Genomic DNA, 14,760 nt, shown 5'->3' on the forward strand with positions numbered 1-14,760 from the left:
CCTGTTCTCTCTTGTTCTCTAAATTCTGAAGTCTTGGGTTACGGGAAGAGGGAGGCCACGTACCGGGAAAAGTCAGCGCGGCGGGGCCGCTTGCTTTTCCCGGTACGTCACCTGACTAGACCTCTTCTACGGAACTGGGCTCTGCACGAGACAGATCGATGCCCAGTTCTTCCGCAGCCGTGAAGACTGCGTCATCAGAGTCACGCATTTCAATTGTGGTTCCGTCCGTGGAGAGTACTTCCACGTTCAGGCACAGCGACTGCATTTCCTTGATCAAGACCTTGAAGGACTCAGGAACGCCCGGCTCGGGGATGTTCTCGCCCTTGACGATTGCTTCGTAGACCTTCACACGACCATGGATGTCATCAGACTTGATCGTGAGGAGTTCCTGGAGCGTGTAGGCGGCGCCGTAAGCTTCAAGCGCCCACACTTCCATTTCACCGAAGCGCTGGCCACCGAACTGTGCCTTACCACCCAGCGGCTGCTGCGTGATCATGGAGTACGGGCCGGTGGAGCGTGCGTGGATCTTGTCGTCCACCAGGTGGTGGAGCTTCAGGATGTACATGTAGCCGACCGAGATCGGATCCGGGAACGGCTCGCCGGAGCGGCCGTCGAACAGGCGGGTCTTGCCTGAGGAGTTGATCAGGCGGTCGCCGTCGCGGGTCACGTTGGTGGAGTCCAGCAGGCCCGTGATTTCTTCTTCACGGGCGCCGTCGAACACCGGCGTTGCAACAGTGGTGGAGCCACTCTCGCGCGGCAGGTTCGGCAGCTGCTTGATCCACTCGGGCTCGCCTTCGATCTTCCAACCGGTCTTGGCAACCCAGCCGAGGTGCGTTTCGAGCACCTGGCCGACGTTCATGCGGCCCGGAACACCCAGCGGGTTCAGGACAATATCAACCGGGGTGCCATCGGCAAGGAAGGGCATGTCCTCGATCGGGAGGATCTTGGAGATAACACCCTTGTTGCCGTGACGGCCGGCGAGCTTGTCGCCGTCGGTGATCTTGCGCTTGGCGGCCACGTATACGCGAACCAGCTGGTTCACGCCCGGGGGCAGTTCGTCGTCGTTGTCGCGGTCGAAGACGCGGACGCCGATGACGGTACCGGACTCGCCGTGCGGAACCTTCAGGGAGGTGTCGCGCACTTCGCGGGACTTCTCACCGAAGATGGCGCGCAGCAGGCGCTCTTCCGGGGTCAGCTCGGTCTCGCCCTTCGGGGTGACCTTTCCGACCAGGATGTCGCCGGCTTCAACCTCTGCACCGATGTGGATGATGCCGCGCTCGTCCAGGCCTGCCAGGACTTCCTCGGACACGTTGGGGATGTCACGGGTGATTTCCTCGGCACCAAGCTTGGTGTCGCGGGCATCGATCTCGTGCTCCTCGATGTGGATGGAGGAAAGAACGTCCTCGGCAACAATGCGCTGCGAGAGGATGATGGCGTCCTCGAAGTTGTGGCCTTCCCATGACATGAATGCCACGAGCAGGTTCTTACCCAGGGCGAGCTCGCCCTGGTCCGTTGCCGGACCGTCGGCGATGATGCCGCCGACCTCGAGGCGCTGGCCTTCGTTGACCAGGACACGGTTGTTGTAGCAGTTGCCCTGGTTGGAGCGTGCGAACTTGTTGATGCGGTAGTTAGTTTCCGTACCGTCGTCGTTGAGCACGATAACCAGCTCAGCGGAGACCTCGGTGACCACACCGGCCTTCTTGGCGATGGTGACATCACCGGCGTCGACGGCGGCTGCACGTTCCATGCCGGTGCCCACGAACGGGGCCTCGGAACGGACCAGCGGCACAGCCTGGCGCTGCATGTTGGCACCCATGAGTGCGCGGTTTGCATCGTCATGCTCGAGGAACGGGATCAGGGCCGTGGCCACGGACACCATCTGGCGCGGGGAAACGTCCATGAACTCGACCTCGGCGGCGGGAACCAGCACGGGCTCGCCTCCCCCACCGCGGGCGCGGACCAGGACGGTCTCTTCGGCGAACTTCTTGTTCTCATCCAGCGGGGCGTTGGCCTGTGCGATCAGGACCTCTGCTTCGTCGTCGGCGGTGAGGTACTGGACCTCATCGGAGACAACGCCTTCGGAGACGAGACGGTAAGGAGTCTCGATGAAGCCGAACGGGTTGATGCGTCCGTAGGATGCCAGCGAACCGATCAGGCCGATGTTCGGGCCTTCAGGGGTTTCGATGGGGCACATACGTCCGTAGTGGGACGGGTGAACGTCTCGGACTTCCATGCCTGCGCGGTCACGGGACAGACCACCCGGGCCAAGCGCGGACAGACGGCGCTTGTGGGTCAGACCCGAGAGCGGGTTGTTCTGGTCCATGAACTGGGACAGCTGGGAAGTTCCGAAGAACTCCTTGATGGCTGCAACAACCGGGCGGATGTTGATCAGGGTCTGCGGCGTGATGGCTTCGACGTCCTGCGTGGTCATACGCTCGCGGACAACGCGCTCCATACGGGACAGGCCGGTGCGGACCTGGTTCTCGATGAGCTCGCCGACGGCGCGGATGCGGCGGTTGCCGAAGTGGTCGATGTCATCGATCTCGACGCGCAGCTCGTGGTCCTGGCCGTCGCGCTTGCCCGTGAGGGTCTTTTCGCCGGCGTGCAGGGCAACGAGGAACTTGATCATTGCAACGATGTCTTCAACGTGCAGGACCGAAGCTTCCTTGTCGCCAAGGGAGCGGTCGATGCCAAGCTTGCGGTTGATCTTGTAACGGCCGACCTTGGCCAGATCGTAGCGCTTGGAGTTGAAGTACAGGTTGTCCAGGAGGGACTGGGCAGCCTCGACTGTGGGCGGCTCGCCCGGTCGCAGCTTCCGGTAGATGTCAAGCAACGCGTCTTCGCGGGTTTCGGTGGCGTCCTTCTCCAGCGTTGCACGCATGGAATCGTACTGGCCGAATTCTTCGAGGATCTGGCCTTCGGTCCAGCCGAGCGCCTTCAGCAGCACCGTGACGGACTGCTTGCGCTTCCGGTCGAGGCGGACGCCGACCTGGTCGCGCTTGTCGATCTCGAGTTCGAACCATGCACCGCGGGACGGGATGATCTTGGCAGTGAAGATGTCCTTGTCACTGGTCTTGTCAGCGGTGCGCTCAAAGTAGGCGCCCGGTGAACGGACCAGCTGGGACACGACGACACGCTCGGTGCCGTTGACGACGAAGGTGCCCTTCTCGGTCATCAGCGGGAAGTCACCCATGAACACGGTCTGCTGCTTGATTTCGCCCGTGTTGTTGTTCATGAACTCGGCTTTAACGTACAGCGGAGCCGAGTACGTTGCGTCCCGGTCCTTGCACTCGGCCATGGTGTATTTGGGATCAGCGAACTCCGGATCGGAGAAGCTCAGGGACATGGTGCCCTGGAAGTCCTCGATCGGGGAGATCTCTTCGAAGATGTCCGAGAGTCCGGACGAAGTGGCGACGCTGAGATCGTTTTCTTCGACGGCTTTCGCTACGCGTGCCTGCCAGCGTTCGTTGCCGACCAGCCAGTCAAAGCTGTCCGTCTGCAGGGCAAGCAGATTCGGAACGTCAAGAGGTTCGTGAATCTTTGCGAATGAGAGCCGGCGAGTGGCACCATCAGTGGTGTTTGATGCGATAGCGGTGGCAGTGTTATTTACATTAGAGGTGCTCGAGGCGACCAAGAGGGATCCTTCCACAGACCTTCAGGCGTTTTCAGATCTCCCCCGCTGTGCACCCTGCAGAGTGTCTCTGCAGCGCTACCATCCGGTTCCGCTATATGACCCGGGGCCTGGGCCGACCATTGTGTGACGTTGTTGACGGCACGTTAATAGTCAGCTGCCAGGCAAAGCCCACCGCTATATGAAGGCTGAAGGTAAACAGGGAAGACGCAAATATCTACGATACGGCAAAACCATTAACGTGTCTACCCCACATCCGCACCTTTTGCAAGCACCGATTTTTTGAGTGCCCGAGCCCCGGAATGTTGCGTCTCCGACAGGCTCAGAGCGTCAGCGTGATGCCTTCTGCCGTGCACGCTCCTGCGTTCGCGAAGACCGCATCCCGGACTGCATCCTTGGATGCCTGCTCCGGCTGTCCGCCGGTATCCACCGCCGAGGAGTGGTCAATGGCAAGGGCGCCGAGGGAAGCAAACAGGCCCTTCAGGTTCCCGGAGTAGGCGTCCTTGGCATCGCGCGCCGCGCGGTAAACGTCCTCGTAGGCGTCGGAGTCATTCGCGGCAGCCCGGTATTGCACGTAGAGGGAATTGAACAGCTCGCAGGCCGCCTTGACGCCGCCCGCCTGAGGCGCCGCTGAGGCTGTGGAAGACCGGGCTGTGGATGACCGCGACGGCGACGCCTGCGAGGTCGCGGGGCTGGACGTTGCAGAGGCTGCTGCGGTGGTGGGGTTCTCCGGCGCGGGAGTGGAAAAACTGCAGGCGGTAAGTCCAGCGAGGCTTGCAACGGCGGCCGCGGCGAGGATTTTCTTCAAGATGCTGCTCCCTGTTTATTCCACTGGCTGTTCTGCGTTTGTCTGTCCAGCGTTTGTATGTTCCGGCACGGCCGTCGCCGTCCACCCTACGCAGGCCGGCCACGCAGTGCACATTCGCCGCATGGGTAGTTCTCCCCTGCGGCCCGCGGGCCCGCCGCCGGAATGCACCGGAGCGCTCCTGCGTTTGGATAGTTAGGTGACGGTGCTCACGATAGCCTTGGGGCAAGATCGTTCCGGATTGAAGAAGACAACAAAAGGGTTGGAAGAGATAACCATGGGCAATTCCACAGACAACACTGACGTTGTCATCCTTGCAGGGGCACGCACGCCACAGGGCCGGCTGAACGGGCAGCTGGCAAGCTTCACCGCCGTCGAACTCGGTGCACATGCGATCAGGGCGGCGATTGCCGCGAGCGGCATTGACGCCGGCCAGGTGGACGCCGTCATCATGGGCCAGGTGCTGCAGGCAGGCGCCGGCCAGAACCCGGCCCGCCAGAGCTCCATCGGTGCCGGCATCGGCTGGAACGTTCCCACAGTCACCATCAACAAGGTGTGCCTGTCCGGGCTGACCGCTGTGATTGACGCGGCCCGGCTGATCCGCAGCGGGGATGCCACCGTGGTGGTGGCCGGCGGGCAGGAATCGATGACCCGCGCGCCGCACCTCCTGCCTGGCTCCCGGCAGGGCTGGACCTACGGTGCCATCCAGGCTCTTGACGTGGCTGCCCACGACGGCCTCACCGACGCTTTCGACGGTCAGTCCATGGGCCTGTCCACCGAAACCAAGAACCTCAGCCTGGGCATCGACCGTGCCTCACAGGACAACGTGGCAGCACAGTCCCACCAGCGGGCAGCACTTGCGGCGAAGAATGGGATCTTCGACGACGAAATCGCCCCGATCAGCGTCAAGCAGCGCAAGGGTGACCCCATCGTGGTCTCCACAGACGAAGGCGTCCGGCCCAACACCTCGGTGGAGTCCCTCGCCGGGCTGCGGGCCGCATTCGTCACGGACGGGACCATCACCGCCGGCAACTCCTCCCCCCTGTCCGACGGCGCCTCCGCCCTTGTGCTGGCGTCGCGCCGGTTTGCCGAGGAGAACGGCCTGGAATATTTGGCCGTCATCGGAAAGCCCGGGCAGGTGGCCGGCCCGGATAATTCGCTGCATTCCCAGCCTTCAAATGCGATCAACGAGGCCTTGGGACGGGCCGGCTGGAGTACTGCTGACCTGGACTTCATCGAGATCAACGAAGCATTTGGTTCGGTTGCGGTGCAGTCCCTGAAGGACTTGGACTACCCCTTGGAAAAGTGCAACCTCCACGGCGGCGCCATTGCCCTGGGCCACCCGATCGGCGCGTCAGGCGCAAGGCTGGCCCTCCACGCGGCCCATGAGCTCAAGCGGCGTGGCAGCGGCAAAGCCGCGGTCTCCCTTTGCGGCGGCGGCGGCCAGGGCGAAGCCCTCCTGCTGTACCGGGACTGATGGCGGGGCAGGTCGGTGCCGGGGGCATCGCCGTCGGGCGCCAGAGATTCCTGGCGGACGCCGCAGCGCGCGGCCTGGAGGTCCAGCTCGTCGAGCGCCTCGCGGCCAAAAGCCTTGAGGAGGCAGCCGGGATCCTGGGCATCACCCCCGCGGAGATCGTGAAGTCCCTGGTGGTCAAGCACAAGGACGGGAGCTTCCTGTTCGCGCTCGTCCCCGGCGACCGCCAGATCTCCTGGCCGAAGCTCCGGAACCTGGTGGGGGTCAACAAGCTCTCGCTGCCGCCTGCCGACGTCGCCCTGGAGGCCACGGGCTACGAGCGCGGCACCATCACCCCGCTCGGCAGCACCACGGCGTGGCCCGTTTATGCGGACGTAGCCATCTCAGGGCGCAGGATCTCCATGGGCGCCGGCGAACATGGCTACAGCGCGTTCGTCGATGCCGACGCCCTGACCACGGCGCTGGGCGCCGTGGTCGCGGACATCAGCGACCCGAACTAGCAACGCGGGGTCACTCACCGCCCAATACCGGGCTCTTTAAGGGCCATAAGTGACCCCGCGTTGGGGTGAAGTGACCCCGCGTTGGAGTTAGAGACTGGCGTTAATGCAGAAAACCCCGCCCACCGAAGTGGACGGGGTTTTCGTGAAGCAGCGTGAGTTACTTGATGGTAACGCGGGCGCCGGCAGCTTCGAGCTGGTCCTTTGCCTTCTCGGCAGCTTCCTTGGTGACGCCTTCGAGGACAGCCTTCGGAGCGCTGTCAACAACGTCCTTTGCTTCCTTGAGGCCCAGGGAAGTGATAGCGCGGACTTCCTTGATCACTGCGATCTTCTTGTCGCCGGCAGCTTCGAGAACGACGTCGAATTCGGTCTTCTCTTCAGCTTCTTCAGCAGCGCCGCCACCGGCGGGGCCTGCAACGGCAACAGCAGCAGCAGTAACTTCGAAGGTCTCTTCGAAGAGCTTAACGAACTCGGAGAGCTCGATGATGGTCAGTTCCTTGAAAGCTTCAATGAGCTCTTCGTTGGTGAGCTTCGCCATGATGTGGCGTCCTTCCTGTAGTGGTGTTCAACGGCCTCAGCCGCATTTTCACACCGGAGTCTGGTGGGTAAAGAGAAACTACTTCTCTTCGGCAGCGGGAGCTTCGGCCGGGGCCTCAGCTTCTGCGGCGGGAGCCTCTTCGGCAGAAGCCTCTTCGGCAGGAGCTTCTTCAGCGGCGGGAGCCTCGGCAGCTGCCGGTGCACCGTTCTCTTCTTCAAGCTTGAGGCGCAGTGCGTCAATGATGCGTGCAGCCGCGGCAGCAGGTGCCTTGAGGATGCCTGCAACCTTGGCAAGCTGCAGCTCGCGGGACTCGAGCGCTGCCAGTGCGGCAACTTCGCTGGCGTTCAGTGCCTTGCCCTCGAAGTAACCGGTCTTGATGACCAGCTGCTTGTTGGCCTTGGCAAAATCCGTCAGGCTCTTGGCAGCTGCAACTGCGTCACCCTTGATGAACGCGATTGCAGTGGGGCCGGAGAGCTGGTCGTTGAAAGCTTCAACACCGGCTTCCTTGGCTGCAATGGCGGTCAGGGTGTTCTTGACGACCGAGAACTTGGTGTCCTGGCCGAGAGAAACACGCAGCTGCTTGAGCTGTGCAACGGTGAGCCCGCGGTATTCGGTCAGGACAGCGGCGTTCGATTCCTTGAAATCGTTAGTGATCTCAGCTACTGCTGAAACCTTTGTAGGCGTTGCCATAACCCTCCTTCCGGGGATAGTGCCGGTATTCGAAGGTTCCCTCAGGATCGCTAAAACTAAAAAACGCCCCGCGCAGATGCACGGGGCTTGGCTCAACACGGGTATTCCGTGGAGCTTTGCTTCGTTCACCTGCGCCGGCCGCCCTGCGTGAGGGTCCTTCGTCCGGAAAGCCACTTCAATCCCCCGCGCAGAACTACAGAATTGAGCTTTGCTCAGGGGAGTGGATTTCCAACAACCGACGGTCTTTGGTAGTTCAAGCTTACGGGACGTGCAGCCGTGCCACCAAATCGGCCTCAGCTGACGCTTGACTTCAGGGACGGGAGCTCTTTCTGCCAGATCCCGGTCACGCCGGCCGTGGTGAAGCCGAGCTGCTGGTTGACGGTCAGCAGGTACCTGTTTTCGGGGGCGTTCCAGGTGTAGATGACGCGCGCATCGGGGAACTGCTCGGTGAGGCGCTCCATGTTGGCCAGTTTGATCAGCAGGCCCAGTTTGTTGCCGCGGTGCCCCTGCAGGACCAGGGTGTCATCCTGGAAGACCACGTCGGGGCGGTGGGCCAGGACGCTGATGGTGGTCAGGCCCACCAGTGCCCCGCTCGCAAGGTGTTCAACGGCGGTGACCACCGTCCGCCGTCCCTGCGCGATGGTGACCTCTTCCGCTTCACGGAGGAGGGCGCCGTCGAACACCATGTCCTGCTCGACGGGAGTCTCAAGGGAAGGGTCGACGTCGGCGCCCGCCTGGTTTTCGAGCACGGCCACGGCTTCGAGCCACTCATCAGGGCAGCGGTCGGTCCAGTGATGGAGCCGGTAGCGGCCGTTGTTCGCTTCATCCGCTTCGGCCTGGAGATCGGCCACCAGCTTGGTGTCCAGGGGCAGGGCGCAGGAACTGAACTGCTCAATGTGCTGCAGGGTGTAGCCGGTCCGTTGGGCGAACTCGACCTCGCGGCTTTCCAGCGGTACAAACCCTTGACCTGAACCCGGCACCAGCTGAGCCTTTTCGAACTCATGCAGGGATGCCCCGGGGTGGTTGGTGTCAACCAGAATGGAGGTGCGGCCCTCGCTCCGAACCAGGTGCTCTGCCTCGTGGAGCAGCTTGCGGCCCACTCCCTGCCGCTGGAATTCGGGCAGGATATCCAGCGTGAACTCCGCCACGTCCAGGTTGTCCGTCAGAGGCAGGGCGATGTCCACGGTTCCGACAATCTGGCCCTCAACCTTGGCAACCAGGATGATCTGGCGCTCATAGGGGTCCGCCAGTTCCAGGAGCTTCTCCAGCGGTGTGTACGCCAGGTCATCGCTCCCCCAGGTCTGCATCCGGACCTTCCTGCCCACCTCCACGGCGGCCAGGAAGTCCGACGCCTCGGGTGCGTCCAGTGAGTCCGGGATCCACAGCTGCTCGATCCGTACATCGTTTGCCATAAGGGGCATCATCCCAGCCGTTTCTGCCATTCGCCCTCATAACCTGCAGGTTTGAAGCCAAGCAAAGTGTTGATCGCCAGCATATGCCGGTTTTCCACCGCGTTCCATGTCAGCACCGAGCGCGCCGCCGGCCAGCGTTGCTGGGCCGCCCGCAGGTTCGCGGCCTTGATGAGCAGGCCCAGCCGTTTCCCCCGGTGTTCTTCGACCACCAGCGTGTCCTGCTGGGTAATCGACCCGGGCACCCCTGGCCGCCAGTTCAGCACCGTGTAGGCAACGAGTTCCCCGCTTGTCCGGTGCAGTGCCGCGGCGACCTGGCTTTGCACCCCGCTGCGGATGTTCGCCTGCTCCTCATGGCGCACCCTGGCTGCATCCCAGACCTCCGCCTCCCAGTCCAGCCCGGCGATGGGCACGTCGGAGCTCATCCGCGCCTTGAGGGCCGCGTACTGATGCACAAGTTCGTCAGGGCAGGTGTCTGCCCAGTCCGCCACCGCGTAACCGCCTGCCTTGGAGGACGCCTCCGTCTCCAGTGACTCGAGATGGTTCGGGTGCACGGGAAGGGCCAGGCGGCCGGCTCTCTCAACCTGCTCGAGCTCATATCCTGCACTTGCCGCAAACGCTACGGCGGGGTCATCAGCAGGCAGACCGCCCGCCCCGGACTTCGCATGCAGCAACCTGGCTGCCCGGCCCACCTGCGCCGCCGGCACCTCGCAATATGCATCAAGGGAAGTCCGGCCCCGCCGCACCGCCACGGCCTCGGCGTGCTCCAGAAGCCTGCGTCCCCACCCTTGGCGCCGGTAAGCTCCCGCCACGTCCACTGAGATTCCGGCCGTATAGGTGTTTTCGCGCAGGGGAAGTGTGACGGAGCAGGTGCCAACCGTTTCCTGACCCAGCCGTGCTATAAAAAGTTGCCTGTCCTCGTAGTCGCTCCCGCGCCAGTATTCCAGGCTCTCGCTGAGAGTGGGACAGCGGTCCAGGTCGCCCCACTTTTCCAGTTCGTGCGCTTCGCGCAGCGCCTGGTACTCGGGGAGGCCGCTGACAGCGCCGGCGACCTCGGCAACGCGGGAGGCGTCGCCGGCGCCGAGGGCGCCCTGGTGCGATCCGGCGTCGGGCGTTGAAGGAATTGCGACGGCGGTGATCACCAGCGGCTGACCCGTCATTCCCCCAGCCTAGTAAGTCGGCAGGCTTAAACCGAAGGACCGCCCGGCGCAATGCCGGGCGGTCCTAAGTGTGCCGGACGGATCCGGCAGGGAACTGGTGGAGGATCAGACCTCAGTCAGAACCTTGGTGACGTTGGGGTCCACGGAGATGCCGGGGCCGAACGTGGTGGCAACGGTGGCCTTCTGGATGTAGCGGCCCTTGGAAGCGGACGGCTTCAGGCGAAGGACCTCTTCCAGTGCTGCTGCGTAGTTCTCGGCCAGCTTCAGGGCATCGAAGGAAACCTTGCCGATGATGAAGTGCAGGTTCGAGTGCTTGTCGACGCGGAAGTCGATCTTGCCACCCTTGATGTCGTTGACGGCCTTGGCGACGTCGGCGGTTACGGTGCCGGTCTTCGGGTTCGGCATCAGGTTACGCGGACCCAGGACCTTACCGAGGCGGCCAACCTTGCCCATGAGGTCAGGGGTGGCGACGGCGGCGTCGAAGTCGGTCCAGCCGGCTGCGATCTTTTCGATCAGGTCATCGGAACCAACGAAGTCGGCGCCGGCAGCGATTGCTGCTTCAGCCTTGTCGCCCGTTGCGAAAACGAGGACGCGGGAGACCTTACCGGTGCCGTGAGGCAGGTTGACGGTACCGCGGACCATCTGGTCAGCCTTACGCGGGTCAACGCCGAGACGGAAGGCGACCTCAACGGTGGCGTCGAACTTGGACGGGTTGGTGTCCTTGGCGAGGGTTACTGCCTCGAACGGCGCGTAGAACTTCTCCGCGTCGATCTTGGCGGCTGCTGCCTCATATGCTTTGCTGCGCTTTGCCATGCTGCTATTTCTCCTTGTGCAGTTGTGGTCTGCGGACCGCGCTGGGCCCTGCCACAAGTTGGTGATCCGACTGATTTATCCGTATGCCAACAGTTCAATGTTTCAGTGGTGCCGGTTTCCCGACGGGGAAGGCTGTTTAGCCTTCTACGGTGATACCCATGGAGCGGGCGGTACCGGCGATGATCTTTGCTGCGCCTTCGAGGCTGGTGGCGTTGAGGTCTTCCATCTTGGTGGTGGCGATCTCATTGACCTGGGCCTGGGTCAGCTTGGCAACCTTGACGGTGTGCGGGGTGGGTGAACCCTTGGCAACGCCTGCAGCCTTCTTGATGAGCTCCGCGGCCGGCGGAGTCTTGGTGATGAACGTGAATGAACGGTCTTCGTAAACCGTGATTTCCACGGGGATGACGTTTCCGCGCTGGGCTTCTGTGGCAGCGTTGTACGCCTTGCAGAATTCCATGATGTTGACACCGTGCTGGCCAAGCGCAGGACCGATCGGCGGGGCCGGGTTAGCGGCACCTGCCTGGATCTGCAGCTTGATGAGGCCGGTGACCTTCTTCTTGGGAGCCAATGTAAGGTCCTTCTCTCAATATCTTCCTGGGACACAGGAGCGTGCCTCAGGTTGTTGGCCGCCATGGCGAGGCGACCGGCCGTTCCGGGGCTGCTAAGCGGGCAGTCCGGAACGAATTCTGTGCTTATTACTAGATCTTGCTGACCTGGTTGAACGCCAGGGTGACCGGGGTTTCGCGTTCGAAGATGGACACCAGGACCACGAGGGTCTGGGATTCGACCTTGATCTCGGAGATCGTTGCGGGGAGGGTCTCGAACGGACCTTCCTTGACGATGACGGACTCGCCCACCTCGAAGTCGACATCAACCGGAGCAGCAGCGTGCTTGACGGGCTTGCCCTTTTCAGCCTGCTCTTCTTCGAAGACCGGGGCCAGCATGGAGAAGACTTCGTCAAGGCGCAGCGGCACGGGGTTGTGGGCGTTGCCCACGAAGCCGGTGACGCCGGGGGTGTGGCGGACGGCGCCCCACGAGGCATCCGTCAGGTCCATGCGGACCAGGACGTAGCCGGGGATGCGGACGCGGTTAATGACCTTGCGCTGAGCGTTCTTGATCTCAACGACCTCTTCCATGGGCACCTGGATCTCGAAGATGTAATCTTCCATGTCCAGGGTCTGGATGCGGGTCTCAAGGTTGGCCTTCACGCGGTTTTCGTAACCGGCGTAGGAGTGGATGACGTACCAGTCGCCTTCCTGGCGACGCAGCTTGGCCTTGAATTCGTCGGCCGGGTCAACCTCAGCCTTTGCGGCCGCGGCGGCCAACGCGTCAGCGTCGCCTTCCTCAGCATCGCCTGCTTCTGAGTCGACCTCGGAGGGTTCGCCGTCAGCGGCGTCACCCTCTGAGCCGTCTTCCTCTGAAGCGGCGTCTACGGCAGCGTCAGAATCGTCGTCGGAATCGGCGTCGGCGGATTCGGGCGCAGCGGATTCAACCTCGGACTCTTCACCGGTTTCAGCCTTGGCGGCCGCCGTGTTGTCCGTGGACTCTTCCAGCTCAGTCTCGGTTACCTCGAGCTCCTGCTCAGACACTTGGTCTCCTGCTTCCTCATTGCCTAACATGCCTATTTAAATGGCTCAATTCCGCACACCGAGCGGCTTCCCTTCCGGTTACCCGGACAGGGCCACACGGCCTGCGGACGATTCGCCCTTAGCGGTCCCAGGGAGCAATTCCGCCGAAGACCCAGCCGACAACGGATCCAAATCCGATGTCCAGCAGGCTGACGATGACCATCATGATGGCCACGAACACCAGCACCACGAGCGTGTAATTGATCAGTTCCTTGCGGGTTGGTGCAACAACTTTCTTCAGTTCGCCGATGACCTGGCGGATGAAGAGTGCAATGCGAGCGAAGAAGTTTGCCTTGGCGGCCTTCTTAGCTGGGCGGCCCTTGGAGCTGCTGGCAGCTGTTTCGGTCACCTGGTCCTCGCTCATCTTTGCAATGTTGGATTACCCGGCTCTGATCAGAACCATGGTTGCTGCGCTTGCCCCGGCTTCATACCGGGACAGCTTGCGCAGGGCAGACAGGACTCGAACCTGCAACCTGCGGTTTTGGAGACCGCTGCGCTACCAATTGCGCCACTACCCTATGGATCAAAAACCAAAATCCCGCGTTATACGCCAGCTTTCACTGGGGCGCACGCCATCATCCGTGTTTTCAACACCGGAGAACCAGTCTACGCAACAACTTCGCGTACGTCGAACCAGCCTCGTTCCGGGCCGTTCTTCCTGCCTTTTGGGGGGTGTCCTGACCTGCAGTCACATCCACGCCGGCAATCCGAACGATCCGCTGAACAGCATAGAGTAGTTCACGTCGAATTCCACCATTCAGCCTTCGGGCTGCAAGCGAAGAACGGACCTGCCATGTCTGCCGCCCGCGTTTCCCAGCGCATATCCGCAATTGCCGAATCCGCCACCCTGGCCGTTGACGCCAAGGCCAAGGCGCTGAAGGCAGCTGGGCGTCCGGTCATTGGCTTCGGTGCGGGTGAACCGGACTTCCCCACCCCCGACTACATTGTCAAGGCGGCCATCGAGGCCGCGGGCCAGCCCAAGTACCACCGTTACTCCCCCGCCGGCGGCCTGCCCGAACTGAAGAAGGCCATCGCCGAGAAGACCCTGCGCGACTCCGGATATGCCGTGGAACCGTCCCAGGTCCTGGTGACCAACGGCGGCAAGCAGGCTGTTTACAACACGTTCGCCACCCTCCTGGACCCGGGTGATGAGGTCATCATGCCCACGCCGTTCTGGACCACGTACCCGGAGGCCATCCGGCTCGCCGGCGGTGTGCCGGTTGAGGTCTTCGCCGGCCCGGAGCAGGAGTACCTGGTCACGGTGGACCAGCTGGAAGCTGCCGTCACCGACCGGACCAAGGTCCTGCTGTTCGTGTCGCCGTCCAACCCGACCGGGGCTGTCTACTCTCCCGGGCAGGTGGCTGAGATCGGCAAGTGGGCCGCCGCCAAGGGACTGTGGGTGGTCACCGACGAGATCTACGAGCACCTGACCTACGACGGAGTGCCCTTCACCTCCATCGCCACCGCTGCTCCCGAGCTGGGTGACAAAGTGGTGGTGCTCAACGGCGTCGCCAAGACCTACGCGATGACCGGCTGGCGCGTCGGCTGGATGATCGGACCGGCAGACGTCATCAAGGCCGCGACCAACCTGCAGTCACACGCGACCTCCAACGTCTCAAACATCATGCAGATCGCCGCCCTCGCCGCGGTCTCCGGCCCGCTGACCGCCGTCGATGAGATGAAGGTGGCCTTCGACCGCCGCCGCAAGGCGATCGTCGCCGGGCTCAATGCCATCGAGGGCGTGGAATGCCCGACGCCGAAGGGGGCCTTCTATGTCTACGCGGACGTCCGCGGGCTGCTGGGGAAGGAATTCCCGACGGCGGCAGGCACTGCGACGCCGTCGACCTCCGCTGAGCTGGCCGCGCTGATCCTTGACGAGGTTGAGGTGGCTGTCGTCCCGGGCGAGGCATTCGGCCCCTCCGGCTACCTCCGGCTCTCCTACGCCCTGGGCGACGACGACCTCGCCACCGGCGTGGCCCGGCTCCAGGACTTCCTGGGCAAGGCCAAATAGGCATGCTTTCTCACTTCCTGCAGGAAAACCGCGGACGCTCTATCACTTTCTTTAGGAGAGTGATGGAGCGTCGGCGGTTAAGCGACGTTAAGTGATAGAGCGCT

Annotated in this window: 13 protein-coding genes and 1 tRNA gene; 3 read left to right on the top strand and 11 right to left on the bottom strand. The window is 62.7% G+C overall.

The window, feature by feature from the left end; all coding sequences use genetic code 11:
- Nucleotides 1-115: 115 nt before the first annotated feature.
- Complete coding sequence (gene rpoB / locus ABIA70_RS03725; protein WP_354146217.1) at nt 116-3,634, bottom strand: DNA-directed RNA polymerase subunit beta; 3,519 nt, start codon at nt 3,632-3,634, stop codon at nt 116-118.
- A gap of 319 nt (nt 3,635-3,953) precedes the next feature.
- Nucleotides 3,954-4,439, bottom strand: a complete 486-nt coding sequence (locus tag ABIA70_RS03730; RefSeq protein ID WP_354146218.1) for a hypothetical protein — start codon at nt 4,437-4,439, stop codon at nt 3,954-3,956.
- A 274-nt stretch (nt 4,440-4,713) separates the two neighbouring features.
- On the opposite strand from ABIA70_RS03730, the gene ABIA70_RS03735 reads away from it, so the two are divergent.
- A complete protein-coding gene (locus ABIA70_RS03735; protein ID WP_354146219.1) occupies nt 4,714-5,913 on the top strand; it encodes an acetyl-CoA C-acetyltransferase in 1,200 nt (399 codons plus the stop codon).
- Nucleotides 5,913-6,410 carry an aminoacyl-tRNA deacylase gene (locus ABIA70_RS03740; RefSeq protein WP_354146220.1) on the top strand — a complete coding sequence of 166 codons (498 nt, stop codon included), beginning with the start codon at nt 5,913-5,915 and terminating at the stop codon, nt 6,408-6,410. Before ABIA70_RS03735 ends, ABIA70_RS03740 begins: the two co-directional genes overlap by 1 nt.
- A gap of 157 nt (nt 6,411-6,567) precedes the next feature.
- On the opposite strand, the gene rplL is transcribed toward ABIA70_RS03740, so the two are convergent.
- The 9 genes from rplL to ABIA70_RS03785 all read right to left on the bottom strand — a co-directional run bounded on the left by rplL (nt 6,568) and on the right by ABIA70_RS03785 (nt 13,163).
- The gene (rplL, locus tag ABIA70_RS03745; protein WP_354146221.1) at nt 6,568-6,945 is read right to left on the bottom strand and encodes a 50S ribosomal protein L7/L12; all 378 of its coding nucleotides are present in this window, start codon (nt 6,943-6,945) and stop codon (nt 6,568-6,570) included.
- A gap of 78 nt (nt 6,946-7,023) precedes the next feature.
- The gene (gene rplJ, locus ABIA70_RS03750; protein WP_354146222.1) at nt 7,024-7,635 is read right to left on the bottom strand and encodes a 50S ribosomal protein L10; all 612 of its coding nucleotides are present in this window, start codon (nt 7,633-7,635) and stop codon (nt 7,024-7,026) included.
- Nucleotides 7,636-7,928: 293 nt separating this feature from the next.
- Nucleotides 7,929-9,047 (bottom strand): GNAT family N-acetyltransferase, encoded by a 1,119-nt coding sequence (locus ABIA70_RS03755; protein WP_354146223.1) that lies wholly within the window; start codon nt 9,045-9,047, stop codon nt 7,929-7,931.
- Nucleotides 9,048-9,055: 8 nt separating this feature from the next.
- The gene (locus ABIA70_RS03760; protein ID WP_354146224.1) at nt 9,056-10,204 is read right to left on the bottom strand and encodes a GNAT family N-acetyltransferase; all 1,149 of its coding nucleotides are present in this window, start codon (nt 10,202-10,204) and stop codon (nt 9,056-9,058) included.
- 105 nt (nt 10,205-10,309) lie between these two features.
- A complete protein-coding gene (gene rplA / locus ABIA70_RS03765; protein ID WP_108599516.1) occupies nt 10,310-11,017 on the bottom strand; it encodes a 50S ribosomal protein L1 in 708 nt (235 codons plus the stop codon).
- Between the two features lie 136 nt (nt 11,018-11,153).
- A complete protein-coding gene (rplK, locus tag ABIA70_RS03770; RefSeq protein ID WP_024365990.1) occupies nt 11,154-11,585 on the bottom strand; it encodes a 50S ribosomal protein L11 in 432 nt (143 codons plus the stop codon).
- Between the two features lie 130 nt (nt 11,586-11,715).
- Nucleotides 11,716-12,606 (bottom strand): transcription termination/antitermination protein NusG, encoded by an 891-nt coding sequence (nusG, locus tag ABIA70_RS03775; RefSeq protein WP_354146225.1) that lies wholly within the window; start codon nt 12,604-12,606, stop codon nt 11,716-11,718.
- A 118-nt stretch (nt 12,607-12,724) separates the two neighbouring features.
- Nucleotides 12,725-13,009, bottom strand: coding sequence for a preprotein translocase subunit SecE (gene secE, locus ABIA70_RS03780; protein WP_354146226.1), 285 nt, complete (start codon nt 13,007-13,009; stop codon nt 12,725-12,727).
- An 81-nt stretch (nt 13,010-13,090) separates the two neighbouring features.
- Nucleotides 13,091-13,163 (bottom strand) — tRNA-Trp (locus tag ABIA70_RS03785).
- Nucleotides 13,164-13,438: 275 nt separating this feature from the next.
- Between ABIA70_RS03785 and ABIA70_RS03790 the strand changes: the two genes are divergently transcribed.
- Nucleotides 13,439-14,656, top strand: coding sequence for a pyridoxal phosphate-dependent aminotransferase (locus ABIA70_RS03790; protein WP_354146227.1), 1,218 nt, complete (start codon nt 13,439-13,441; stop codon nt 14,654-14,656).
- Nucleotides 14,657-14,760 lie beyond the last annotated feature (104 nt).

It is taken from the genome of Arthrobacter sp. 754 (genome assembly GCF_040548695.1).
GTDB lineage: Bacteria > Actinomycetota > Actinomycetes > Actinomycetales > Micrococcaceae > Arthrobacter.

Coding starts and splice junctions, on each gene's coding strand:
- ABIA70_RS03735 (WP_354146219.1), top strand. CDS start 4,714: ATGGGCAATTCCACAGACAACACTGACGTTGTCATCCTTGCAGGGGCA.
- ABIA70_RS03740 (WP_354146220.1), top strand. CDS start 5,913: ATGGCGGGGCAGGTCGGTGCCGGGGGCATCGCCGTCGGGCGCCAGAGA.
- rplL (WP_354146221.1), bottom strand. CDS start 6,945: ATGGCGAAGCTCACCAACGAAGAGCTCATTGAAGCTTTCAAGGAACTG.
- rplJ (WP_354146222.1), bottom strand. CDS start 7,635: ATGGCAACGCCTACAAAGGTTTCAGCAGTAGCTGAGATCACTAACGAT.
- ABIA70_RS03755 (WP_354146223.1), bottom strand. CDS start 9,047: ATGGCAAACGATGTACGGATCGAGCAGCTGTGGATCCCGGACTCACTG.
- ABIA70_RS03760 (WP_354146224.1), bottom strand. CDS start 10,204: ATGACGGGTCAGCCGCTGGTGATCACCGCCGTCGCAATTCCTTCAACG.
- rplA (WP_108599516.1), bottom strand. CDS start 11,017: ATGGCAAAGCGCAGCAAAGCATATGAGGCAGCAGCCGCCAAGATCGAC.
- secE (WP_354146226.1), bottom strand. CDS start 13,009: ATGAGCGAGGACCAGGTGACCGAAACAGCTGCCAGCAGCTCCAAGGGC.
- ABIA70_RS03790 (WP_354146227.1), top strand. CDS start 13,439: ATGTCTGCCGCCCGCGTTTCCCAGCGCATATCCGCAATTGCCGAATCC.